Genomic DNA, 19,386 nt, shown 5'->3' with positions numbered 1-19,386 from the left:
TTTCCTACGCTACGCGTCCACAGCGTAGACTTGGCGCCGCTAGCGCCTGACCGATAGGCTTTGTCCCGTCGCTGCCCAATCAGCGGCCCGGGGTCGAAGCCGGTACATCATCAACATGGCGCAACTGCGTCCTCCATAGAAACCGAGGCTTTTTTGCCTTTCGGATTCGCGTTATGGCGGACCGTGTGGCGCGGGCCTCTCGGCTTCCATGTTGATCGAGAATGTTCCGACTTCGAACGCCGCGCGGTTCGCCACCCAAATCTGTCGAAGGATTAGTGGCGGCTCTCATTTCAACATGGAGTAGAAATTGACTATGCACGCGCAAAATTCACCTGAGACCCAGACGCACTTCACCCCTACGGTCTTCACCCGCCACAACCGCTTCCTCCATGCTCTCCTGCTCGATCACCAAGCCTGGTTCTGCGCTCAGGATCTCGGCCGCATGATGGGCCATCCCTTGAACCTACGCGTCACCCTGAAACTCGACCCCGACCAACGCCGCATCGTCCGCCTGCGCAAGTACGGCAAAGTTGTCGAGACACCGATGGTCAGCGAATCCGGCATGTACGCGCTGCTCGTCCACCATTTCATCCCGGAAAACCGCAATCTGCGCCAATGGCTGAGCAATGAGGTGATTCCCATTTTGCGAGAAACCAGCTCAGCAACAGCGGAAAACTGCCCGAGCCTGAGCTCGATGCATTGGGCGGGCGTCACCGTGCCGCTGCTGCACTGGCAACAACAGGCTTGGGTGAAATGGCGTGATATGCCGGAGTTGGTGCTCGGTCAGCAGCCCTATCAGGTATCGGGGACATGTAGCTGACGGCCTCACTTGGCCCAATGAAAAAGGGGCGGACTCCAGAGCCCGCCCCTTCAATGTTCACCATCTACCTCGACCAATTTCTGACCGAGTCCCTAACAGATGCACAACGCCATCCCTGCACTGCCGCCCATTCTCGAAATCATCCCGAGCGACGAGGGTTTTGCTGAAGACTACCTGCAAAAATTCGTCAAACAATGCGCGGTCGCCAAGCATCTGGACGCAATCCATGTCGGCATCGCCGATGCTGACGCGGGTAAGTTGATTGATCTGGCCACCGTGAAAGCCAAATGGCTTTCACGGTGAACCTCCTGTTTCAAAACCGCGAAACACTCCTCATCGCATCCACCAGATACCGCATCGCAATCCGGTCGCTTTCCGACAACTCCCGGTAACGCTCCACCAGTTTCAGTTCGTCAGGACTGAGCCGGCGTCTTCGCCGGACGTTGGTGAGGCAGGGAAAGATGCCCAACATTTCGGTGATGCCTTGTCCTTTTGTCATGGACGATGTCCTTTTCCAGTACGTCAGAAATTTTCGAAAACCGCATCGCCCTGCTCCTTTAAGCAGCGATTTGAGCCCTGCCGGTCGGATGGGTCGTGACCGGCGATGCCCATAGAATAGAAATTAAATCGGCGCTGAAAAGCTGTTTTTAGAGTAATTAGTCGAAAAAAGCAGATATGCCCTATAAATCAGAAAAGGCTGTGGGATAAGTAACCGTAACGTCTTGTTTCATTGAGACGCTGTCGCGGTGCTATCAATGAATTTTGCAAAATCAGCGAACGGATTAAGCTAGCGGGCATCTGTTACTAGTCCTTAGCGTTTGGCCGAAGGCTTGTCCGAACCGTAATTTCTGATCCAGTACGTGCCAGGAACGGCGCGGGATTGTCCACGACAGGTTGTATCTATGCACCGCAGGAATTTGCTCAAAGCGTCCATGGCCATTGCGGCTTACACCGGCCTTTCCGCTTCCGGCCTGCTTGCCGCACGCGCCTGGGCCGCCTCTGGCGGTGCCGCCGACGGTGAAGCCCAGGCCTTCGACTTCGAGACGCTGAAGCGCCAGGCCAAGCAACTGGCCGGCAGCGCGTATCAGGACACCAAACAGGTGCTGCCGCCGACCCTGGCGACCATGACCCCGCAGAACTTCAACGCGATCCGCTACGACGGCGAGCATTCGCTGTGGAAGGAGAACAAGGGTCAGCTCGATGTGCAGTTCTTCCACGTCGGCATGGGTTTCCGTCAGCCGGTGCGCATGTACAGCGTCGATCCCAAGACCCGCACGGCCCGCGAGGTGCATTTCCGCCCTCAGCTGTTCAACTATGAAAACACTTCGGTCGACACCCAGCAGCTCAAGGGCGACCTGGGTTTTGCCGGCTTCAAGCTGTTCAAGGCACCGGAACTGGATCGGCATGACGTGGTGTCGTTCCTCGGCGCCAGCTACTTCCGCGCGGTGGATGCCACTGGCCAATATGGCCTCTCCGCCCGTGGCCTGGCCGTCGACACCTACGCCAAGAAACGCGAAGAATTCCCTGATTTCACCAAGTTCTGGTTCGAAACTCCGGATCAGAACGCGACCCGCTTTGTGGTCTACGCCCTGCTCGACTCGCCGAGCGCGACAGGCGCTTATCGCTTCGACATCGACTGCCAGGCCGAGCGCGTGGTGATGGAAGTCGATGCTCACATCAACGCCCGCACCGCCATCGAACAACTGGGCATCGCCCCGATGACCAGCATGTTCAGTTGCGGCACCCACGAGCGCCGGATGTGCGACACCATTCACCCGCAAATCCATGACTCGGATCGTCTGGCCATGTGGCGCGGCAACGGCGAGTGGATCTGCCGCCCGCTGAACAACCCGGCGACCCTGCAATTCAACGCCTTCGCCGACACCGATCCGAAAGGTTTCGGTCTGGTGCAGACCGACCACGAATTCGCCAACTATCAGGACACCGTCGACTGGTACAGCAAGCGTCCGAGCCTGTGGGTAGAACCTACAACCGCCTGGGGCGAAGGCTCTATCGATCTGCTGGAAATTCCTACAACCGGCGAGACCCTCGACAACATCGTTGCGTTCTGGACGCCGAAAAAGCCAGTGGCTGCCGGTGATTCGCTGAAATATGGCTACAAGCTCTACTGGAGCGCCCTGCCGCCGGTCGGCACGCCGCTGGCGCGGGTGCATGCGACCCGTTCGGGCATGGGTGGATTTGTTGAAGGCTGGGCACCTGGCGAGCATTACCCGCCGGTCTGGGCCCGTCGTTTTGCCGTGGACTTCACGGGTGGCGGTCTGGATCGCCTGCCGCAGGGCACCGGGATCGAACCGGTGGTGACTTGCTCCAACGGTAAGGTGCAGGATTTCAGCGTGCTGGTGCTGGATGACATCAAGGGCTACCGGATCCTGTTCGACTGGTACCCGACCAATGACAGCGTTGAGCCAGTTGAGCTACGACTGTTCATCCGCACCAACGACCGCACGCTGAGCGAGACCTGGCTGTACCAGTACTTCCCGCCAGCGCCGGACAAGCGCAAATACCCTTGATGTTTTGAGGCGCCTGCGCGGGCCTCTTCGCGAGCAAGCCCGCTCCCACATTGGATCTGGTTCGATCACACAGTTTGTGACCGACACGGAGCCAGGGTGGGAGCGGGCTTGCTCGCGAAAGCGTCGGAATATTCAACATCGGAAATTGAAGGTACTGCGTCAGGTCAGTGGGCAATACAGATGAATGTCTTTGGGCTCTTGATCAATCAACTCAGGATCCGGGTGATCAACCAACCGGCAACCCTGGCGCTGATAGAACTCCACGGTATTGCGCGACTCGGTCGCCGACACGTACAACGCCCCGGCGCCGACCTCTCGGCCATGCTCGCAAGCCAGTGCAAACAATCGCCCGCCCAATCCCTGCCCGCGCCAGGCACGGCTGATGTGCAAAAACTTCAACTGCCGCATCTTCAGGCCCTGATTGTGTATAACCCGGTTATCCACAACCACCGCCGCGACCAATAAATCTCCATCGAAAAGTCCGTGTAGCCAACCGCCGCTGCGCCAGCATTTTTCCAGTACCTGCGCATTCTCCTCCGCCTCCCCTTCGGGCCATCCGCGCATGTCGAAACGCGCCGGATACAGAACCAGCTCACCGTTTTCCACGCGATAACACTCTTCGACCAACTCACTGCGGTCGATCAGCGCCAGCCGCGGCAAGTCCGATTCAGTCAGTTCACGTTCGATCAACATTGCGGTCCATTCCTTTGCGATTCCAAACGACAGGCAAGAAAAAACCCGCCGGTTCAATGGCGGGTTTTATAGGCTTTGCGAGCGGTCGGAATCAATCCCGCAGATCAGACTCGTGAATCGGCTGATCCCGATGAGTCGCACGTTGATACTGCGCCGGCCACACCGCTTTGCGTCCGCCCAGGTCATCGTCGGCATGCAGCGGCCAGTACGGATCACGCAGCAGTTCACGGGCGAGGAAGATGATGTCGGCCTGACAGGTCCGCAGGATGTGCTCGGCCTGGGCCGGCTCGGTAATCATGCCCACGGTGCCGGTGGCAATGCCTGACTCCTTGCGTACCCGTTCGGCGAAGCGTGTCTGATAACCCGGCCCCACAGGGATTTCGGCGTTGACCGCCGTGCCGCCCGATGACACGTCGATCAGGTCGGCCCCCAAGGCTTTCAGGCGTCGCGCCAGCTCCACAGTTTCATCGGGGTTCCAGCCGTCCTCGACCCAGTCGGTAGCCGACAGGCGCACAAACACCGGCAGTTCTTCCGGCCACACCGCGCGTACCGCCTCGGTCACTTGCAGCACCAGTCGAATGCGGTTTTCGAACGAACCGCCGTATTGATCGCGGCGCTGATTGCTCAGCGGCGACAGAAACTGGTGCAACAGATAACCGTGCGCCGCATGCACCTCGACCACACTGAAACCGGCGGTCAGAGCACGTTTGGCTGCTGCCACGAAGTCCTGAATGACCTGGGCGATCTGACTCTCATCAAGTTGTTTCGGTTGGGTATGTTGCGGGTCGAAGGCAATCGGCGAAGGCCCCACCGGCGTCCAGCCGCCGTCATCCGGTTTGACGCTGCCATGTTTGCCGATCCACGGCCGATGGGTGCTGGCCTTGCGCCCGGCGTGGGCCAGTTGAATGCCGGCCACTGCGCCCTGCGCGTTGATGAAACGGGTGATGCGTTGCAGCGGTGCGATCTGTTCGTCGTTCCACAGGCCCAGGTCTTCGGCGGTGATCCGCCCGTCGGCCGTGATCGCCGTGGCTTCGGTAAATACCAGGCCAGCGCCCCCCACGGCACGACTGCCGAGGTGCACCAGATGCCAGTCGTTGGCCAGGCCATCGACGCTGGAGTACTGGCACATGGGCGACACGGCGATGCGGTTGGACAGGGTCAGTTGGCGAAGGGTAAAGGGTTCAAGCAGCAGACTCATGGGGCACCTCTCAAATCAGTGGGCAGGCTCCAGGGTTCTGTTTGAAAAGTCGACGAGTGACAGGAAAAAGGTGCAGCACCCGCCCCCGCGGGCAAAAAATTCGACAAGACGTCACAAGGCCAATCAAGCAGTGCTTAGAGCCTAGTCGACATCCGGGGATGAGGGAGGGTTCAGAAATGAAACAGCACAATTGAAGATGCCTGCACCCCTTGAGCAAGGGGCGCAACGACCTTTAGCGAGGTTCGATGTGGGCGATCATCAGTTGCACGGTCTCATTGCCGCGAAACTCGTTGAGATCGAGTTTGTAGGCCAGTTCGACCCATTTGATCGTCGGGTTCGGCCAGATATCGCGATCAATCCCGAAGGCGATGCCATCAAGCTTCACCGAACCGCACTCGGTCTTCAGCACCACTTTCAGGTGCCGCTCGCCGACCACCCGCTGCTCGACCAACTGGAACACGCCATGAAACAGCGGCTCCGGAAAGTGCTGGCCCCACGGCCCGGCATGCCGCAGGGCGCGGGCCAGCTCCAGATGAAACTCTTCAACAGCCAAGGTGCCGTCCGACAGCAGGCGCCCGGTCAGATCCTCTTCGCGAAGCTGCCTACGCACTTCGGCGTCAAATGCCTCGGCGAACAACGGAAAATTCTCCTGCGGCAAGGTCAGACCGGCCGCCATCGCGTGGCCGCCGTACTTGCTGATCAGATCCGGATGCTGCGCCGCCACCACGCTCAACGCATCACGGATATGAAAGCCCTGAACCGAACGCCCCGAGCCCTTTAGCAAACCGTCGCCAGCATCGGCGAAGGCGATGGTCGGGCGGAAATACCGCTCCTTCATCCGCGACGCCAGAATACCAATGACACCCTGGTGCCATTCCGGATCGAACAGACACAACCCGAACGGCATCGACTCGACCGGCAAGTCCTTGAGCTGGGCCAGCGCCTCACGCTGCATGCCCTGCTCGATGGATTTGCGATCCTGGTTCATGCCGTCCAGTTGCGCGGCCATTTCCCGGGCCAGCGCAGCATCGTGAGTCAGCAGGCATTCGATCCCCAGGCTCATGTCATCCAGACGCCCCGCCGCGTTCAGGCGCGGGCCGACGATAAAGCCGAGGTCGGTGGACGTGATGCGCGAAGCTTCACGCTTGGCCACTTCAAGGATCGCCTTGATCCCCGGCCGCGCACGCCCGGCGCGAATTCGTTCCAGCCCCTGGTGCACCAGGATCCGGTTGTTGGCATCCAGCGGCACCACGTCGGCAACGCTGCCCAGCGCCACCAGATCCAGCAGTTCGCCGATGTTCGGCTGTGGTTTGCTCTCGTACCAGCCGAGGCTGCGCAGGCGCGCGCGCAAGGCCATCAACACGTAGAAAATCACCCCGACCCCGGCCAGCGCCTTGCTCGGGAACTCGCAGCCGGGCTGGTTCGGATTGACCAGCGCATCGGCTTGCGGCAGTTCATCACCGGGCAAGTGGTGGTCGGTGATCAAAACCTTCAAACCGTGGCGCTTCGCGGCCGCTACACCTTCGACGCTGGAAATACCGTTGTCGACGGTGATCAACAGTTGCGGCTCGCGGGTCATCGCGACTTCGACGATTTCCGGGGTCAGGCCGTAGCCGTATTCGAAGCGGTTCGGCACCAGATAATCAACGTGCGCCGCGCCCAACAGGCGCAAACCGAGCACGCCCACGGTGCTGGCCGTCGCGCCGTCGGCGTCGAAGTCGCCGACGATCAGGATCCGCTGACGCTGCTCCAGCGCCGTCACCAGCAGGTCCACCGCCGCATCGATCCCTTTGAGCTGCTGGAACGGAATCAGCCGTGCCAGGCTCTTGTCCAGCTCCGCCTCGGACTGCACGCCCCGCGCCGCATACAGGCGGGTCAGCAGCGGTGGCAGTTCACCGAGAAACGGCAGAGTGGCGGGCAACGGGCGAGGATCGATACGCATGGGGTGACAGAAGCTTCTCTTGAATACGTGGGATTTTTCGGGAGTAACGCGGACTTAGCCGCGCTCGCCTTGCAGCCAGGTGAGCTGGACTTCGTGCTGGCCACGATCGTCGGTGACGAAGATCGTGCCTTCGCTGATCATCACGTCCCACTTGATGACGCGAGGCATGTCCTTGGCCAGGGTTTCCAGCACTTCCTGAGGAACAGCGGCAATATTGACGTTCTTCAGGTTCTTGATCGCCGGGATCACCTTGCCTTCCCAGACACGCAGGCTGCCGTAGGCCAGCAGGCTGGTGCGTTCCGTGCGACGGGAGCACCAGGTCAGGCGATCCGCATCTGGCTGGCCGACTTCGATCCAGTGCAGAACGCGGTCATCCAGGCTCTTTTCCCATAGCGCAGGTTCATCCACGTCCGACAGACCACGACCGAACGACAGTTGCTCGTTGTACCAGAGCGCGTAGGCCAACAGGCGTACGGTCATGCGTTCTTCGGTTTCCGAAGGGTGACGGGCGATGGTCTGCTTCACGTTCTCGTAGACGCTGCGGTCGAGATCGGTGAGGTTCAGTTCGAATTTGTAGGTAGTGGACGGCTGGGCCATGAACGGGCTTCTTGATACGAGGAAAGTCGGCAAGTCTAACCGATGCTGTAGGCAATCCACGAATTGATGGCGATCAACCTTGCGCGACTGACAGCCGGCTATGTTAAAACGCTGTATCTGCTCAGCCTTGTCCTACAGGATCTCGCATGCCGTTCGCCAACAAACCGCTCAGCGGTCTGAAAGTCATTGAATTGGGTACTTTGATTGCCGGGCCGTTTGCTTCGCGCATCTGCGGCGAATTCGGCGCCGAAGTGATCAAGATCGAGTCGCCGGACGGCGGGGATCCGCTGCGCAAATGGCGCAAGTTGTACGAAGGCACCTCGCTGTGGTGGTTCGTCCAGGCACGCAACAAAAAGTCCCTGACGCTGAACCTGAAACACCCCGATGGCCTGGCGATCCTGAAAAAACTGCTGGGCGAAGCCGACATCCTGATCGAGAACTTCCGCCCCGGCGTCCTGGAAAAACTCGGCCTGAGCTGGGAAACCCTACACGCGCTGAACCCGAAACTGGTGATGGTGCGCCTGTCCGGTTTCGGCCAGACCGGTCCGATGAAGGATCAGCCTGGGTTCGGCGCAGTCGGCGAATCCATGGGCGGCCTGCGTTACATCACCGGTTTCGAAGACCGGCCGCCGGTGCGCACCGGGATTTCCATTGGCGATTCGATTGCGGCTTTGTGGGGGGTGATCGGTGCGTTGATGGCCCTGCGTCATCGCGAGGTCAACGGCGGTCTCGGTCAGGTGGTCGATGTCGCGCTGTACGAAGCGATCTTCGCCATGATGGAAAGCATGGTGCCGGAGTTCGATGTGTTCGGCTTCATTCGCGAGCGTACCGGCAACATCATGCCGGGCATCACGCCCTCCTCGATCCACACCAGCGCCGACGGCAAACACGTGCAGATCGGCGCCAACGGCGATGCGATCTTCAAGCGCTTCATGCTGATCATCGGCCGTGAAGATCTGGCCAATGACCCGGCGCTGGCCAGCAATGACGGGCGCGACAGCCGTCGTGACGAGTTGTATGGGGTGATCGACCGCTGGGTGAATTCGCTGCCGCTGCAAACCGTGCTGGATCTGCTGAACCAGGCCGAAGTGCCCGCCAGCCGGATCTTCAGTGCCGAAGACATGTTCAACGATCCGCAGTACCTGGCCCGGGAAATGTTTCTGCACGCCAAACTGCCGGACGGCAAACCCTTCAAGATGCCGGGCATCGTGCCGAAACTCTCTGATACACCCGGCACGTCCGAATGGGTCGGACCGCAGCTCGGTGAACACAATGCGCAGGTACTCCACGATCTTGGCTACGACGAGAAGCAGATCGCCCGGCTGCGCGAAGACGGAGCCATCTGAGCTGAAGCGCCTGATGCCCTCGGCCTCGAACCGCGCCCACCATTGGTGGACCTGGCGGTTGTTCGGCCTGCTATTTCTGCTGGTGCTGCCGGCGTGGGCGCAGGCCAAACCGACGTTGATCTGGCTGCTTCGCGACCTGCCGCCACTGACGATCTTCGAAGGCCCGAAAAAGGGCCAGGGCGTTATCGATCAATTGATGCCGATGCTGATTGCCGGCATGCCGCAATACGATCACACCTTGATGCGGGTCAATCGCGCCCGTGGCATTCAAATGCTTCATGAGCATCCCTTCGCCTGCGATCCGTCGCTGATCTGGAACAAGGAGCGGGCACAGTGGATCGCGTTCTCCATCCCTGCGTTTCGCGCGGTCAGCAATGGTCTGGTGGTGCGTCAGAGAGATCGCGAAGTGCTGGAGCCGTTTCTGGTCGAGGATGAAGTCGATCTGTCGGCGTTTCTGGCCAACGGCGAGCGAAAAGTCGGAGTGGTGGCGGAACGCAGTTATGGCGAGTACATCGATACATTGCTGCATAAGGCACCAACCGGCGCGCTGACGCCCCACTACGGCAACGATGCGCTCAGCAGCCTGCTGTCGATGCAGCGTCTGGGGCGTTTGCAGGTGGTGTTGGGTTACTGGCCGGAAATCCGTTACCAGGCGCGCCAGGCCGAGATCGCCGAAGACGAACTGCTGTTCTTCCCGATTCGCGGCACGGGCAAGTACCTCTCGGGCCATGTCGGCTGCACCGACACCACGGCGGGCCGGCAGGCGATCACGGAGATCAACCAACTGTTGCGCACCCTGCCCCACGACCACCTCAACCAGCTCTACGCCGACTGGCTCGACCCCGAGCGGCGCCAGGACTATCTGGAACAGGCACGGATTTTCTTCGAGCAGCAAGCCGCGCAGTGAAATCCGGGCAAAAAGAAACCCCGAGAAGTGGGGAGACGACTCGGGGTTAAACGTGGTCTGTATCAAAGACCCGTAGCAGCAAGCGACAAGCACCGGAGCACAATGCTTGATCCTGCTGTTACGGGGTCTGACTGATCGGGATGCAGGAAGGTTCCCACAATTGAAAAATCAGTTTTCAGAGGGACGGGTGCTTGTCGAGGGCTGCGTTTCGCAACGCGGCGATCACACAGGGTTCCAGCCGGCCTTCTGCAATCAGGATGTCACGGTGCAGGCCGTCGACCACATCCGTCAGTTGGCGCTTGTCGCTCAATTGCGCCTGATTGAATTCGCGCTCCACCACGATCGCGCCGCTGCCGTTCTTCAAGGTCACCAGGCATTCGCCGTGGCGACCGCGAGGGGTCAACGTCACCTGATACGGGCTCAGAGCCTCACCGAGCAATAGACTGATACTTTCCATCTCGATCTCCACTCAATAGTCCGAAAACACAGTGTCTGGGGCGTGTTCACAGTAAATGACCACCGGCCCGAGAGGAAAGTTCTGCTCGTCGCCGGCCTCTCCCGGAGCGTCACCGGCCTATCGGAGCATGCATGGTGAAGATGACAGAAAAATAACCATGGGGCTCAAGCGTCGACGGAATGCCGGGGGATGGTCATGTAGGTGTCCAGCAACGCCCTCATCAACACCGCCGAGACCGGCGTGTGAAGGCGGCCCAGCAAGGTGATCCGGTGCTCGCCCAGCAAGGCTTCCAGATCATCCAGCATGGCGGGCGCCACAGCCCCCACCATAATCAGTGCCCGCGTTGCTTGCCGGTCGGCCAGATGCCGGATCAGCGCCAACCCGTCGCCGCTCTGCAACTGTGGATTACACACGGCGATGTCGACGGCCCCGCGGCGCTCCAGTGAACGCTTTGCCGAACCCAGCGACGGTGCGGTCAGCACATCGTAGATACCGATGGCGTTGAGCATCTGGTGCAACGCCATCAACTGGAACGGGTTGGGTTCGAGAATCAGGATCTTGAGCGAGCGCATGGGACGACCTCTGGAACGACAATCGCGGATTCACGCCGCAGTGGCTTGTCACTCTAGGGTGTTCGTCCTAAGCCTCCCATCAGAAAAGTAGCCGCGTTTTATAGGACTTTTCCCATCTTTAATGCAGACATCGACACCCGCTCTCCTTCCGCCGCTCGGTGATGTCCGTCCAGCCCCCGAGCAGGCCGCGCAGTTTTCCATCGACACTGTAAAACGGCACCGTCCATTGATAGATCTGACGGGGCCCGCTCTTGAACATCAGTTGCCGCTTGCTGAAGCGTGTTTTACGCGTACCCAGTTGCGCCATGAATTCGTCATGCAGCATCAATGCCGTGGCCTGTGGCAGTGCATCGAATTCGAACAGCATCCGGCCCTGCACCTGCTCCAGCCGGACCGACAGCGCATCTTCATAACTGCGGTTGCACATGATCAACCGGCCCTGCAGATCGCGAACGAACACAGGGTCAGGCATCGCATCGATCAATGCGTGTTGAAAGGCCAGTTGATCACCCAGGCCCTTTTCAGCCTCCCTGCGCTGTTTTATTTCGGTAGCGAGTCGACGATTCCACAGCAGCGAAAGCAGGCCTAACACCCCGAGTGCACCCATCCCCCAGCATCCCCACTCGATCAGCCGAGCGCGGAACGACGGTGCCGGCGCAGGTGAGACTCCGTCCAGCCACTTCAGGCGCATGGCACGCAGTTCGGCCGCCGAGAAAGCGCCCAAGGCTTTGTTGAGGATGCTCACAAGCTCGGGTAGCCCCTTACGTACCGCCAGATGGTCGGCCTCCCACTTGCCCTCGACGAGACCACCGACCCTGAGCAGGCCGGAGGGAAACAGCTGAGCGCCGATCTCGTTTTCGATGGTGGCGTAAGCCTCGCCACTTTCGACCAGCGCCCGAGCCTCGGCATAGGTCTTGACCGAGCGGATCTCGATCGACGGGTAGTCACGTCGAATGCTGTCCTCCAGCGCATGTCGGGCCGGCAGCACCAGGACTCGCTTGGCCAGCATCTCGAGCGACCGTATTGCCGGCTCGCCCGAATGACCGACGAACACCCACCCGGCACCGCCAAACGCGTGACTGAACTCCAGAAACGCCTTGCGCTCGTCGTTCATTGCCAACGTCGTGCTGATGTCGGCCACGCCACTCTGGAGTCGTTCCAGCATGTGGTCGGTGGAAAACGACTCCTGATGGACGAACTGCAATCCGGTCATGGCGCTGATGTGCTTGAGTACATCGTTGTTCAAGCCGCTCCACTGGCCATGCTCGTCCTGAAACAGATACAACGGGTATTGCACCGAGGCGACGGTCACCCGTGGGTTATCTCGAATCCACTGACGCTCATGCTCATTCAGCTCGATGGGCTGAACCGCCTCCAGCGCATCGGAATGCTTCGTCAGATGGGCTGCTTCGATCCACTGCGACAACCCGAAGCAACCCAATAAAAACAACCAGCACAGAGCTGGTTTCAATCCTGAAAAAAACCGCATTGCCACATCCTTCGTCATCGACTCGCCCGTCCTTGGTGGGCGAAACGCGCGCAGTGTGGCATGCAAAAACAAGAAAGCCCGTCAGGAGACGGGCTTCAAAATGTGACAGCTTTGCGGGCTTAAAGAGGCTTGCCGCGGTTGCCATGCTGGCTGACAAAGGCTTGCACGGCTTTGAGCTCGTTCGCCAGCACAGTGCAGCGCTCTTCTCTCTCAAACAAATCAGAAAGATGTGCAGGTAGTTCGAGAGCTTTTCCTACACCGGCTTTCTCCACCGCGTCCGGGAACTTGACTGGATGCGCCGTGCCCAGAATCACCATCGGGATGTCCAGGCTGCGGCGGCATTCGCGAGCGGCTTTGACGCCGATGGCGGTGTGCGGATCCAGCACTTCACCGGTCTGCTCGTAGACTTCGGCGATGGTTTCGCAGGTTTGCGCATCGTCCACAGCCAGCGAGTCGAACAGTTTGCGTGCCTCGGTCCAGCGTTCCTGTTCGACGCTGAAGCCGCCGCCCTGCTTGAACGAATCCATCAGGCCGGCAATCGCCGCGCCGTTGCGACCGTGCAGGTCGAACAGCAGGCGTTCGAAGTTCGACGAGACCATGATGTCCATCGACGGCGACAGCGTGGCGTGCAGGGTTTCCTTGACGTACTGGTTGCCGCTCATGAAGCGGTGCAGGATGTCGTTGCGGTTGGTGGCGACGATCAACTGGTTGATCGGCAGGCCCATGTTGCGCGCCAGGTAACCGGCGAAGATGTCGCCGAAGTTGCCGGTCGGCACCGAGAACGACACCGAACGCGCGGGGCCGCCCAATTGCAGCGCTGCGTGGAAGTAGTAAACGATCTGGGCCATGATCCGCGCCCAGTTGATCGAGTTCACTGCCACCAGACGGGTGCCCTTGAGGAAGCTCTGGTCGGCGAAGCTGGCCTTGACCATTTCCTGGCAGTCATCGAAGTTGCCTTCGATGGCGATGTTGTGGATGTTCTCACCGAGGATGGTGGTCATCTGCCGACGCTGCACTTCGGACACACGGTTGTGCGGGTGCAGGATGAAGATGTCGACGTTTTCGCAGTGCTTGCAGCCTTCGATGGCGGCCGAACCGGTGTCACCGGAGGTGGCGCCGACGATGACAACGCGCTCGCCGCGCTTTTCCAGCACGTAGTCGAGCAGGCGACCGAGCAGTTGCAGGGCGAAGTCCTTGAACGCCAGGGTCGGGCCGTGGAACAGCTCCAGCACCCATTCGTTGCCGTTCAGCTGACGCAGCGGCGCCACGGCGTTGTGGGCGAACACACCGTAGGTTTCTTCAAGAATCTTTTTGAAATCGGCGTCCGGAATGCTGCCGGTGACGAACGGGCGCATGACGCGAAAAGCCAGCTCGTGGTACGGCAGGCCGGCCCAGGAAGCGATTTCTTCCTGGGTGAAACGTGGCAGGTTTTCCGGGACGTACAGACCGCCGTCGGTCGCGAGACCGGCCAGCAGGACGTCTTCGAAATTCAGGGCCGGTGCCTGGCCGCGGGTACTGATGTAACGCATGACTGACTCCAATGGACAGTGTTCACGACACCGGCCCCGCTGGCGGGACCGGTGAAGGAGATCGGCTTAGTTCAAGTGCTCGACGCGGATCCGCACAACCGGACCGACCACGCCCGCCAGCGCTTCGAGGGCGGCGATCGCATCGTTGATGTGCTGTTCCAGCACGCGGTGGGTCAGCAGGATCATCGGCACCAGGCCGTCGTGTTCCTCGACTTCCTTCTGCATGATCGACTCGATGTTGATACCGCGCTCCGAGAGGATGCTCGCCACCTGAGCGAGTACGCCCGGGTGGTCCTTGGCCTGGATGCGCAGGTAGTAGGCGCTTTCGCAGGCTTCGATCGGCAGGATCGGATGGGCCGACAGCGAGTCCGGCTGGAAGGCCAGGTGCGGCACGCGGTTCTCCGGGTCGGAGGTCATGGCGCGAACCACGTCCACCAGATCCGCGATCACCGACGAAGCAGTTGGCTCCATGCCGGCGCCGGCGCCGTAGAACAGGGTCGAACCGGCAGCGTCACCGTTGACCATCACCGCGTTCATCACGCCGTTGACGTTGGCAATCAGACGATCAGCCGGGATCAGCGTCGGGTGTACGCGCAGCTCGATACCGGCGGCGGTGCTGCGTGCCACGCCCAGGTGCTTGATGCGGTAGCCCAGCGCTTCAGCGTAGTTCACGTCGGCGGTGGTCAGCTTGGTGATGCCCTCGGTGTAAGCCTTGTCGAACTGCAGCGGTATACCGAATGCGATCGAAGCCAGGATCGTCAGCTTGTGCGCGGCGTCGATACCTTCGACGTCGAACGTCGGATCGGCTTCGGCGTAGCCCAGCGCTTGAGCCTCGGCCAGCACGTCTTCGAAGGTGCGACCCTTCTCGCGCATTTCGGTGAGGATGAAGTTACCGGTGCCGTTGATGATCCCGGCGACCCAGTTGATACGGTTGGCGGACAGGCCTTCACGGATCGCCTTGATCACCGGAATGCCGCCGGCTACCGCCGCTTCGAATGCCACGATCACGCCTTTCTCGCGTGCCTTGGCGAAAATTTCATTACCGTGAACGGCAATCAGAGCCTTGTTCGCGGTGACCACATGCTTGCCATTCTCGATGGCCTTGAGTACCAGCTCGCGGGCAACGGTGTAGCCGCCCATCAGCTCTATGACGATGTCGATCTCAGGGTTCGTGGCCACTTCGAAGACATCGTTGGTAATCGCAATACCGGTCGTCTGGAACTGAGGCTTTGGCGTGCGCATGGCAATTTGTGCCACTTCGATTCCACGCCCGGCACGACGAGCAATTTCCTCGGCGTTGCGCTGAAGTACGTTGAAGGTTCCGCCACCGACGGTCCCTAACCCACAGATGCCTACTTTGACCGGTTTCACTGTGAACTCCCCATAAAACGGCCGACACGAGGCCGGCCGTGAAAACAACCGCAGGTTCGCGGCTCTCTGTTGATGGCCCGGCAATCCTGCCGCCGGACCACGCTCGTCAACGCCTGAGCGTGACGATGCGAATTACTTCGCGCCCAGCGCCAGTTTGGCGACTTGTGGCGCAGGCTGGTAGCCCGGAATGACTTGTCCGTCGGCCAAAACGATGGCCGGTGTGCCGTTCACGCCGATCGACTGACCGAGGGCGAACTGCTTGGAAACCGGGTTCTCGCACTTGGCGGCCTTGATTTCCTTGCCATCGACCATTTTGTCCATGGCGGCTTTCTTGTCTTTCGAGCACCACACGGCTTGCAGTTGCTCGTCACCCGGCGAGCCCAGGCCCTGACGCGGGAACGCCACGTAACGCACTTCGATGCCGCGCTTGTTCAGCTCGGGCACTTCGGCGTGCAGCTTGTGGCAGTACGGGCACGTGGTGTCGGTGAAAACGGTGATGTGCGATTTGGTTTCGCCCACGGCCGGGTAAACCACGGTCTCGGCCACCGGGATCGCATTGATCAGTTTGGAAATGCCCAGGCGCTCGGTCTTCTCGGTCAGGTTGACCGGTTTGCCGTCCTTGAGCTGGAACATGTAGCCCTGAACGATGTACTGGCCGTCGGCGCTGGCGTAGAGCACGCGGCTGCCCTTGAGCTTGACTTCATACAGGCCCGGCAGCGGGCTGGCGGTGATGGTGTCCACCGGCACATCGAGCTGGAGGTTTTCCAGGCTTTGGCGAATCGCTTTGTCGGCCGCGTCATCGGCGACGGCAAAGGTGCTGACCAACGCAATGGCTGCGGCGGCGAAAATCTGGGTCAGACGCATGAGAACTCCTGAAGGCGGGCAAATGGAACGATCAGAACGCCCGTGCCGGAACACCGGGTCATAACCGCCCATCGTGCAAACCGGCAAAGCCTACCACATAAGGCTCCCGTGGCCGAATGCGCCTGTCGCAAGACAAATGGCGCTCAGCCGCGCGGGTGATGTTTGGCATGCAGATCCTGCAAACGTGCCCGGGCGACGTGAGTGTAGATCTGCGTGGTCGACAGGTCGCTGTGGCCCAACAGCATCTGCACCACCCGCAAGTCGGCGCCATGGTTGAGCAAGTGTGTGGCAAACGCGTGACGCAGGGTGTGCGGCGACAGCGACTTGCCGATCCCGGCGACCTTGGCCTGATGCTTGATACGGTGCCAGAAGGTCTGGCGGGTCATCTGCTCGCCGCGCTGGCTGGGAAACAGCACATCGCTGGGGCGCCCGCCCAGCAGCTCGCCACGACCGTCGCGCAGGTAGCGCTCGACCCAGACGATCGCTTCCTCACCCATCGGCACCAGCCGTTCCTTGCTGCCCTTGCCCATCACCCGTAACACGCCCTGGCGCAGGTTGACCTGCTCCAAGGTGAGGCTGATCAGCTCGGTGACACGCAGGCCGCAGGCGTAGAGGACTTCGAGCATGGCGCGGTCGCGCTGGCCGATGGCTTCGCTGAGGTCTGGCGCCTTCAGCAGTGCTTCAACATCGGCTTCCGACAAGGATTTGGGCAGCGGCCGACCGAGTTGCGGCATATCCACGCGCAAGGTCGGATCGACCGAAATCAGTTTTTCCCGCAGCAGGTAGCGATAAAAGCCACGCACACCGGAGAGAAATCGCGCAGTGGAACGGGGTTTGTAGTTCTGTTCCAGACGCCAGGCCAGGTGATCGAGGATCAGTTCGCGACCGGCATTGATCAGCTCGAGACCTTTGTCCTGCAACCAGCCGTTGAACAGCGCGAGATCGCTGCGGTAGGCATCGCGAGTGTTGTCGGAGAGACCTTTTTCCAGCCAGAGGGCGTCGAGAAACTGGTCGATCAGTGGGTGGTCGATGGCAGGCATGGGCGCTCGAGACACGCAGGCTTGGCACTGCGCGCAAATAAAGAGTGAACGGTTGAAATGGCCGCTAGTCTTTCATAGCCCGCTATTTCAAGGAACAGGGAGCTTCAATGAACGAGCAGCAAATTCTGTTGGCTTTCGGTGGTATCGGTGCCGCCGCGCTGGGCTGCCAATGGCTCGCCTGGCGCCTGAAGCTGCCGGCGATTCTGTTTCTGCTGCTGACCGGCATTCTGGCGGGCCCCGTGCTGGGATGGCTCGACCCGCAGGAAATGTTCGGTCCGTTGCTGATGCCACTGGTGTCGCTGGCGGTAGCGCTGATTTTGTTTGAAGGCAGCCTGACCCTGCACCTGTCGGAATGGCGCGAGATTGGCAGCGTCGTGCATCGCCTGGTCACCATCGGAGCGCTCTCGACCTGGGTCGTGATTGCTGTCGCGACCCACTGGCTACTGGGCTTCGACTGGCTGCTCGCCATCCTCTTTGGCAGCCTGACCCTGGTCACCGGGCCGACCGTGATCGTGCCGATGCTACGGGTGGTGCGGCCAAAGGCTTCGATCGCCAACATCCTGCGCTGGGAAGGCATTGTGATCGACCCGATCGGCGCGCTGCTCGCGGTGGTGGTCTACAGCTTCATCATCGCTCGGGCCGAAGGCCATGGCCTGGAACAGAGCCTGCTGACGTTTGGCGGGGTGATTGTCTGCGGCAGTGCGTTCGGTGTCGCCGGTGGCTGGTTGCTCGGTACGATCATCCGGCGCCAATGGCTGCCGGAGTATTTGCACAATCTGGCATCGCTCGCCGCGGTGCTGGGAATATTCATCGCCGCCAACCAGGTCATGCACGAATCCGGTCTGCTGGCGGTGACGCTGATGGGCATGTGGCTGGCGAACATGAAGGGCGTGGACGTGCGGCACATCCTGCACTTCAAGGAAAATCTCAGCGTGCTGCTGATTTCCGGGCTGTTCATTTTGCTGGCGGCGCGACTGGATCTGAACGCGTTGATCGGTCTCGGACCACTGGTACTGATTCTGTTGCTGGTGATCCAGTTGATTGCGAGACCGCTGAACGTGGTGTTGAGTACCGCCGGTTCGAGTCTGAGTTGGCGTGAGCGCGCATTGTTGTGCTGGATTGCCCCGCGCGGGATCGTCGCGGCGGCGGTCTCGGCGATCTTTGCGATTCGCCTGGATGAAGCGGGCCATGAAGGTGCGCTGTTGCTGGTGCCGCTGACTTTCGCGGTGATCATCGGCACCGTCGTGCTGCAAAGCGCTACTGCCCGGCCACTGGCGCGTCTGTTGAAAGTAGCAGAGCCGGCGCCCAGTGGCTTCCTGATCGTCGGGGCGAACGGGCCTGCACGCTTGCTCGGCAAGTCGCTGCAACAGCTGGGCAGCCGGGTGCTGCTTACAGATTCAAGTTGGGAAAACATCCGCGCGGCGCGCATGGATGGCTTGCCGACCTACTTCGGCAATCCGGCATCGCAGCACGCCGACGCGCATCTGGACCTGGTCGGACTGGGGCATTTGCTGGCGCTGTCACCGTCGGGCGAACTCAATACGCTGGCAGCCATGCGCTTTCGTCATGACTTTGGCCATCAGCGGTTGTTCGGGCTGGCCAGCGGTCAGGAAAGCCGGCGCAGCGACAAGCACCGCGCCAGCCTCGAACATCGCGGCAATCAACTGGGGAGCGAGGCGCTGACTTACGCCAGACTCGCCAGCCAATTGGGTCAGGGTGCCGACCTGTACAGCACGACGTTGACGGACGGGTTTGGCTGGGACGATTACCGTGCGTTACATGGCAACCGCGCAACGCTGCTGTTCATGCGCGATGACAGCGGCTGGGTGCATGTGGTGTCGCCGGAAACCGTGCTAAAGCCGGGGCCGGGGTGGACGCTGGTGGCGCTGATTCAGCCGGAGAGTGGCAGCGCCTGACAGATCTAATCGCGGGCAAGCCCGCTTGTGTCTAGGTAAGGGAATAGACTCTGGGGTGAGAGGGGTGAATGGCAAGCTGTGAGTCCGCGGTGCTTTAAGCACGAGTGGGAGCAA

At 60.6% G+C, this 19,386-nt stretch carries 18 protein-coding genes; 6 read left to right on the top strand and 12 right to left on the bottom strand.

Features of this window, described 5'->3' with window-relative positions; all coding sequences use genetic code 11:
- Positions 1-313: 313 nt before the first annotated feature.
- Both CAF90_RS27895 and CAF90_RS27890 read left to right on the top strand, forming a co-directional pair.
- Positions 314-820, top strand: a complete 507-nt coding sequence (locus tag CAF90_RS27895; RefSeq protein WP_085609155.1) for a Bro-N domain-containing protein — start codon at positions 314-316, stop codon at positions 818-820.
- A gap of 99 nt (positions 821-919) precedes the next feature.
- Complete coding sequence (locus CAF90_RS27890; RefSeq protein ID WP_085609154.1) at positions 920-1,123, top strand: hypothetical protein; 204 nt, start codon at positions 920-922, stop codon at positions 1,121-1,123.
- A 10-nt stretch (positions 1,124-1,133) separates the two neighbouring features.
- On the opposite strand, the gene CAF90_RS27885 is transcribed toward CAF90_RS27890, so the two are convergent.
- Complete coding sequence (locus CAF90_RS27885) at positions 1,134-1,319, bottom strand: hypothetical protein (protein ID WP_007954656.1); 186 nt, start codon at positions 1,317-1,319, stop codon at positions 1,134-1,136.
- A gap of 403 nt (positions 1,320-1,722) precedes the next feature.
- Between CAF90_RS27885 and CAF90_RS27880 the strand changes: the two genes are divergently transcribed.
- Positions 1,723-3,351: a glucan biosynthesis protein D gene (locus CAF90_RS27880; protein ID WP_085609153.1), complete on the top strand. Its 1,629-nt coding sequence runs from the start codon at positions 1,723-1,725 to the stop codon at positions 3,349-3,351.
- Between the two features lie 159 nt (positions 3,352-3,510).
- Here the strand turns inward: CAF90_RS27880 and CAF90_RS27875 are convergent, their stop codons facing one another.
- From CAF90_RS27875 to CAF90_RS27860, 4 genes are all read right to left on the bottom strand, one after another.
- Positions 3,511-4,044, bottom strand: a complete 534-nt coding sequence (locus tag CAF90_RS27875; protein ID WP_085609152.1) for a GNAT family N-acetyltransferase — start codon at positions 4,042-4,044, stop codon at positions 3,511-3,513.
- Between the two features lie 91 nt (positions 4,045-4,135).
- A complete protein-coding gene (locus tag CAF90_RS27870; RefSeq protein ID WP_085609151.1) occupies positions 4,136-5,242 on the bottom strand; it encodes an NADH:flavin oxidoreductase/NADH oxidase in 1,107 nt (368 codons plus the stop codon).
- 232 nt (positions 5,243-5,474) lie between these two features.
- Positions 5,475-7,184: a single-stranded-DNA-specific exonuclease RecJ gene (gene recJ / locus CAF90_RS27865; protein ID WP_085609150.1), complete on the bottom strand. Its 1,710-nt coding sequence runs from the start codon at positions 7,182-7,184 to the stop codon at positions 5,475-5,477.
- Positions 7,185-7,238: 54 nt separating this feature from the next.
- Positions 7,239-7,781, bottom strand: a complete 543-nt coding sequence (locus CAF90_RS27860) for a YaeQ family protein (RefSeq protein ID WP_011332624.1) — start codon at positions 7,779-7,781, stop codon at positions 7,239-7,241.
- A gap of 146 nt (positions 7,782-7,927) precedes the next feature.
- Here CAF90_RS27860 and CAF90_RS27855 point away from each other — a divergent pair, with 146 nt between their 5' ends.
- Positions 7,928-9,127, top strand: a complete 1,200-nt coding sequence (locus CAF90_RS27855) for a CaiB/BaiF CoA-transferase family protein (protein ID WP_085609149.1) — start codon at positions 7,928-7,930, stop codon at positions 9,125-9,127.
- Between the two features lie 13 nt (positions 9,128-9,140).
- Positions 9,141-10,034, top strand: a complete 894-nt coding sequence (locus tag CAF90_RS27850) for a TIGR02285 family protein (protein ID WP_256578537.1) — start codon at positions 9,141-9,143, stop codon at positions 10,032-10,034.
- A 175-nt stretch (positions 10,035-10,209) separates the two neighbouring features.
- Here CAF90_RS27850 and CAF90_RS27845 read toward each other — a convergent pair whose 3' ends face one another.
- The 7 genes from CAF90_RS27845 to xerD all read right to left on the bottom strand — a co-directional run bounded on the left by CAF90_RS27845 (position 10,210) and on the right by xerD (position 17,356).
- Positions 10,210-10,491, bottom strand: coding sequence for a DUF3509 domain-containing protein (locus CAF90_RS27845; RefSeq protein WP_007954641.1), 282 nt, complete (start codon positions 10,489-10,491; stop codon positions 10,210-10,212).
- 164 nt (positions 10,492-10,655) lie between these two features.
- Positions 10,656-11,063: a response regulator gene (locus CAF90_RS27840; RefSeq protein WP_085609148.1), complete on the bottom strand. Its 408-nt coding sequence runs from the start codon at positions 11,061-11,063 to the stop codon at positions 10,656-10,658.
- A gap of 118 nt (positions 11,064-11,181) precedes the next feature.
- Positions 11,182-12,552, bottom strand: a complete 1,371-nt coding sequence (locus CAF90_RS27835; RefSeq protein ID WP_085609147.1) for a transporter substrate-binding domain-containing protein — start codon at positions 12,550-12,552, stop codon at positions 11,182-11,184.
- 119 nt (positions 12,553-12,671) lie between these two features.
- On the bottom strand, positions 12,672-14,081 hold the full coding sequence (thrC, locus tag CAF90_RS27830) for a threonine synthase (protein ID WP_007954636.1): 1,410 nt from the start codon (positions 14,079-14,081) through the stop codon (positions 12,672-12,674).
- 66 nt (positions 14,082-14,147) lie between these two features.
- Positions 14,148-15,452: a homoserine dehydrogenase gene (locus CAF90_RS27825; protein ID WP_018926703.1), complete on the bottom strand. Its 1,305-nt coding sequence runs from the start codon at positions 15,450-15,452 to the stop codon at positions 14,148-14,150.
- Positions 15,453-15,584: 132 nt separating this feature from the next.
- Positions 15,585-16,316: a bifunctional protein-disulfide isomerase/oxidoreductase DsbC gene (dsbC, locus tag CAF90_RS27820; RefSeq protein WP_007954633.1), complete on the bottom strand. Its 732-nt coding sequence runs from the start codon at positions 16,314-16,316 to the stop codon at positions 15,585-15,587.
- Positions 16,317-16,459: 143 nt separating this feature from the next.
- Complete coding sequence (gene xerD, locus CAF90_RS27815; protein ID WP_085609146.1) at positions 16,460-17,356, bottom strand: site-specific tyrosine recombinase XerD; 897 nt, start codon at positions 17,354-17,356, stop codon at positions 16,460-16,462.
- Positions 17,357-17,463: 107 nt separating this feature from the next.
- On the opposite strand from xerD, the gene CAF90_RS27810 reads away from it, so the two are divergent.
- Positions 17,464-19,272: a sodium:proton antiporter gene (locus tag CAF90_RS27810; RefSeq protein ID WP_085609145.1), complete on the top strand. Its 1,809-nt coding sequence runs from the start codon at positions 17,464-17,466 to the stop codon at positions 19,270-19,272.
- Positions 19,273-19,386 lie beyond the last annotated feature (114 nt).

It is taken from the genome of Pseudomonas sp. B37(2017) (assembly GCF_002112885.1).
Taxonomy (GTDB): Bacteria; Pseudomonadota; Gammaproteobacteria; order Pseudomonadales; family Pseudomonadaceae; genus Aquipseudomonas; species Aquipseudomonas paraglycinae.
The sequence above is the reverse complement of the archived record's forward strand: the minus strand, read 5'-3'. Positions and strand labels throughout refer to the sequence as shown.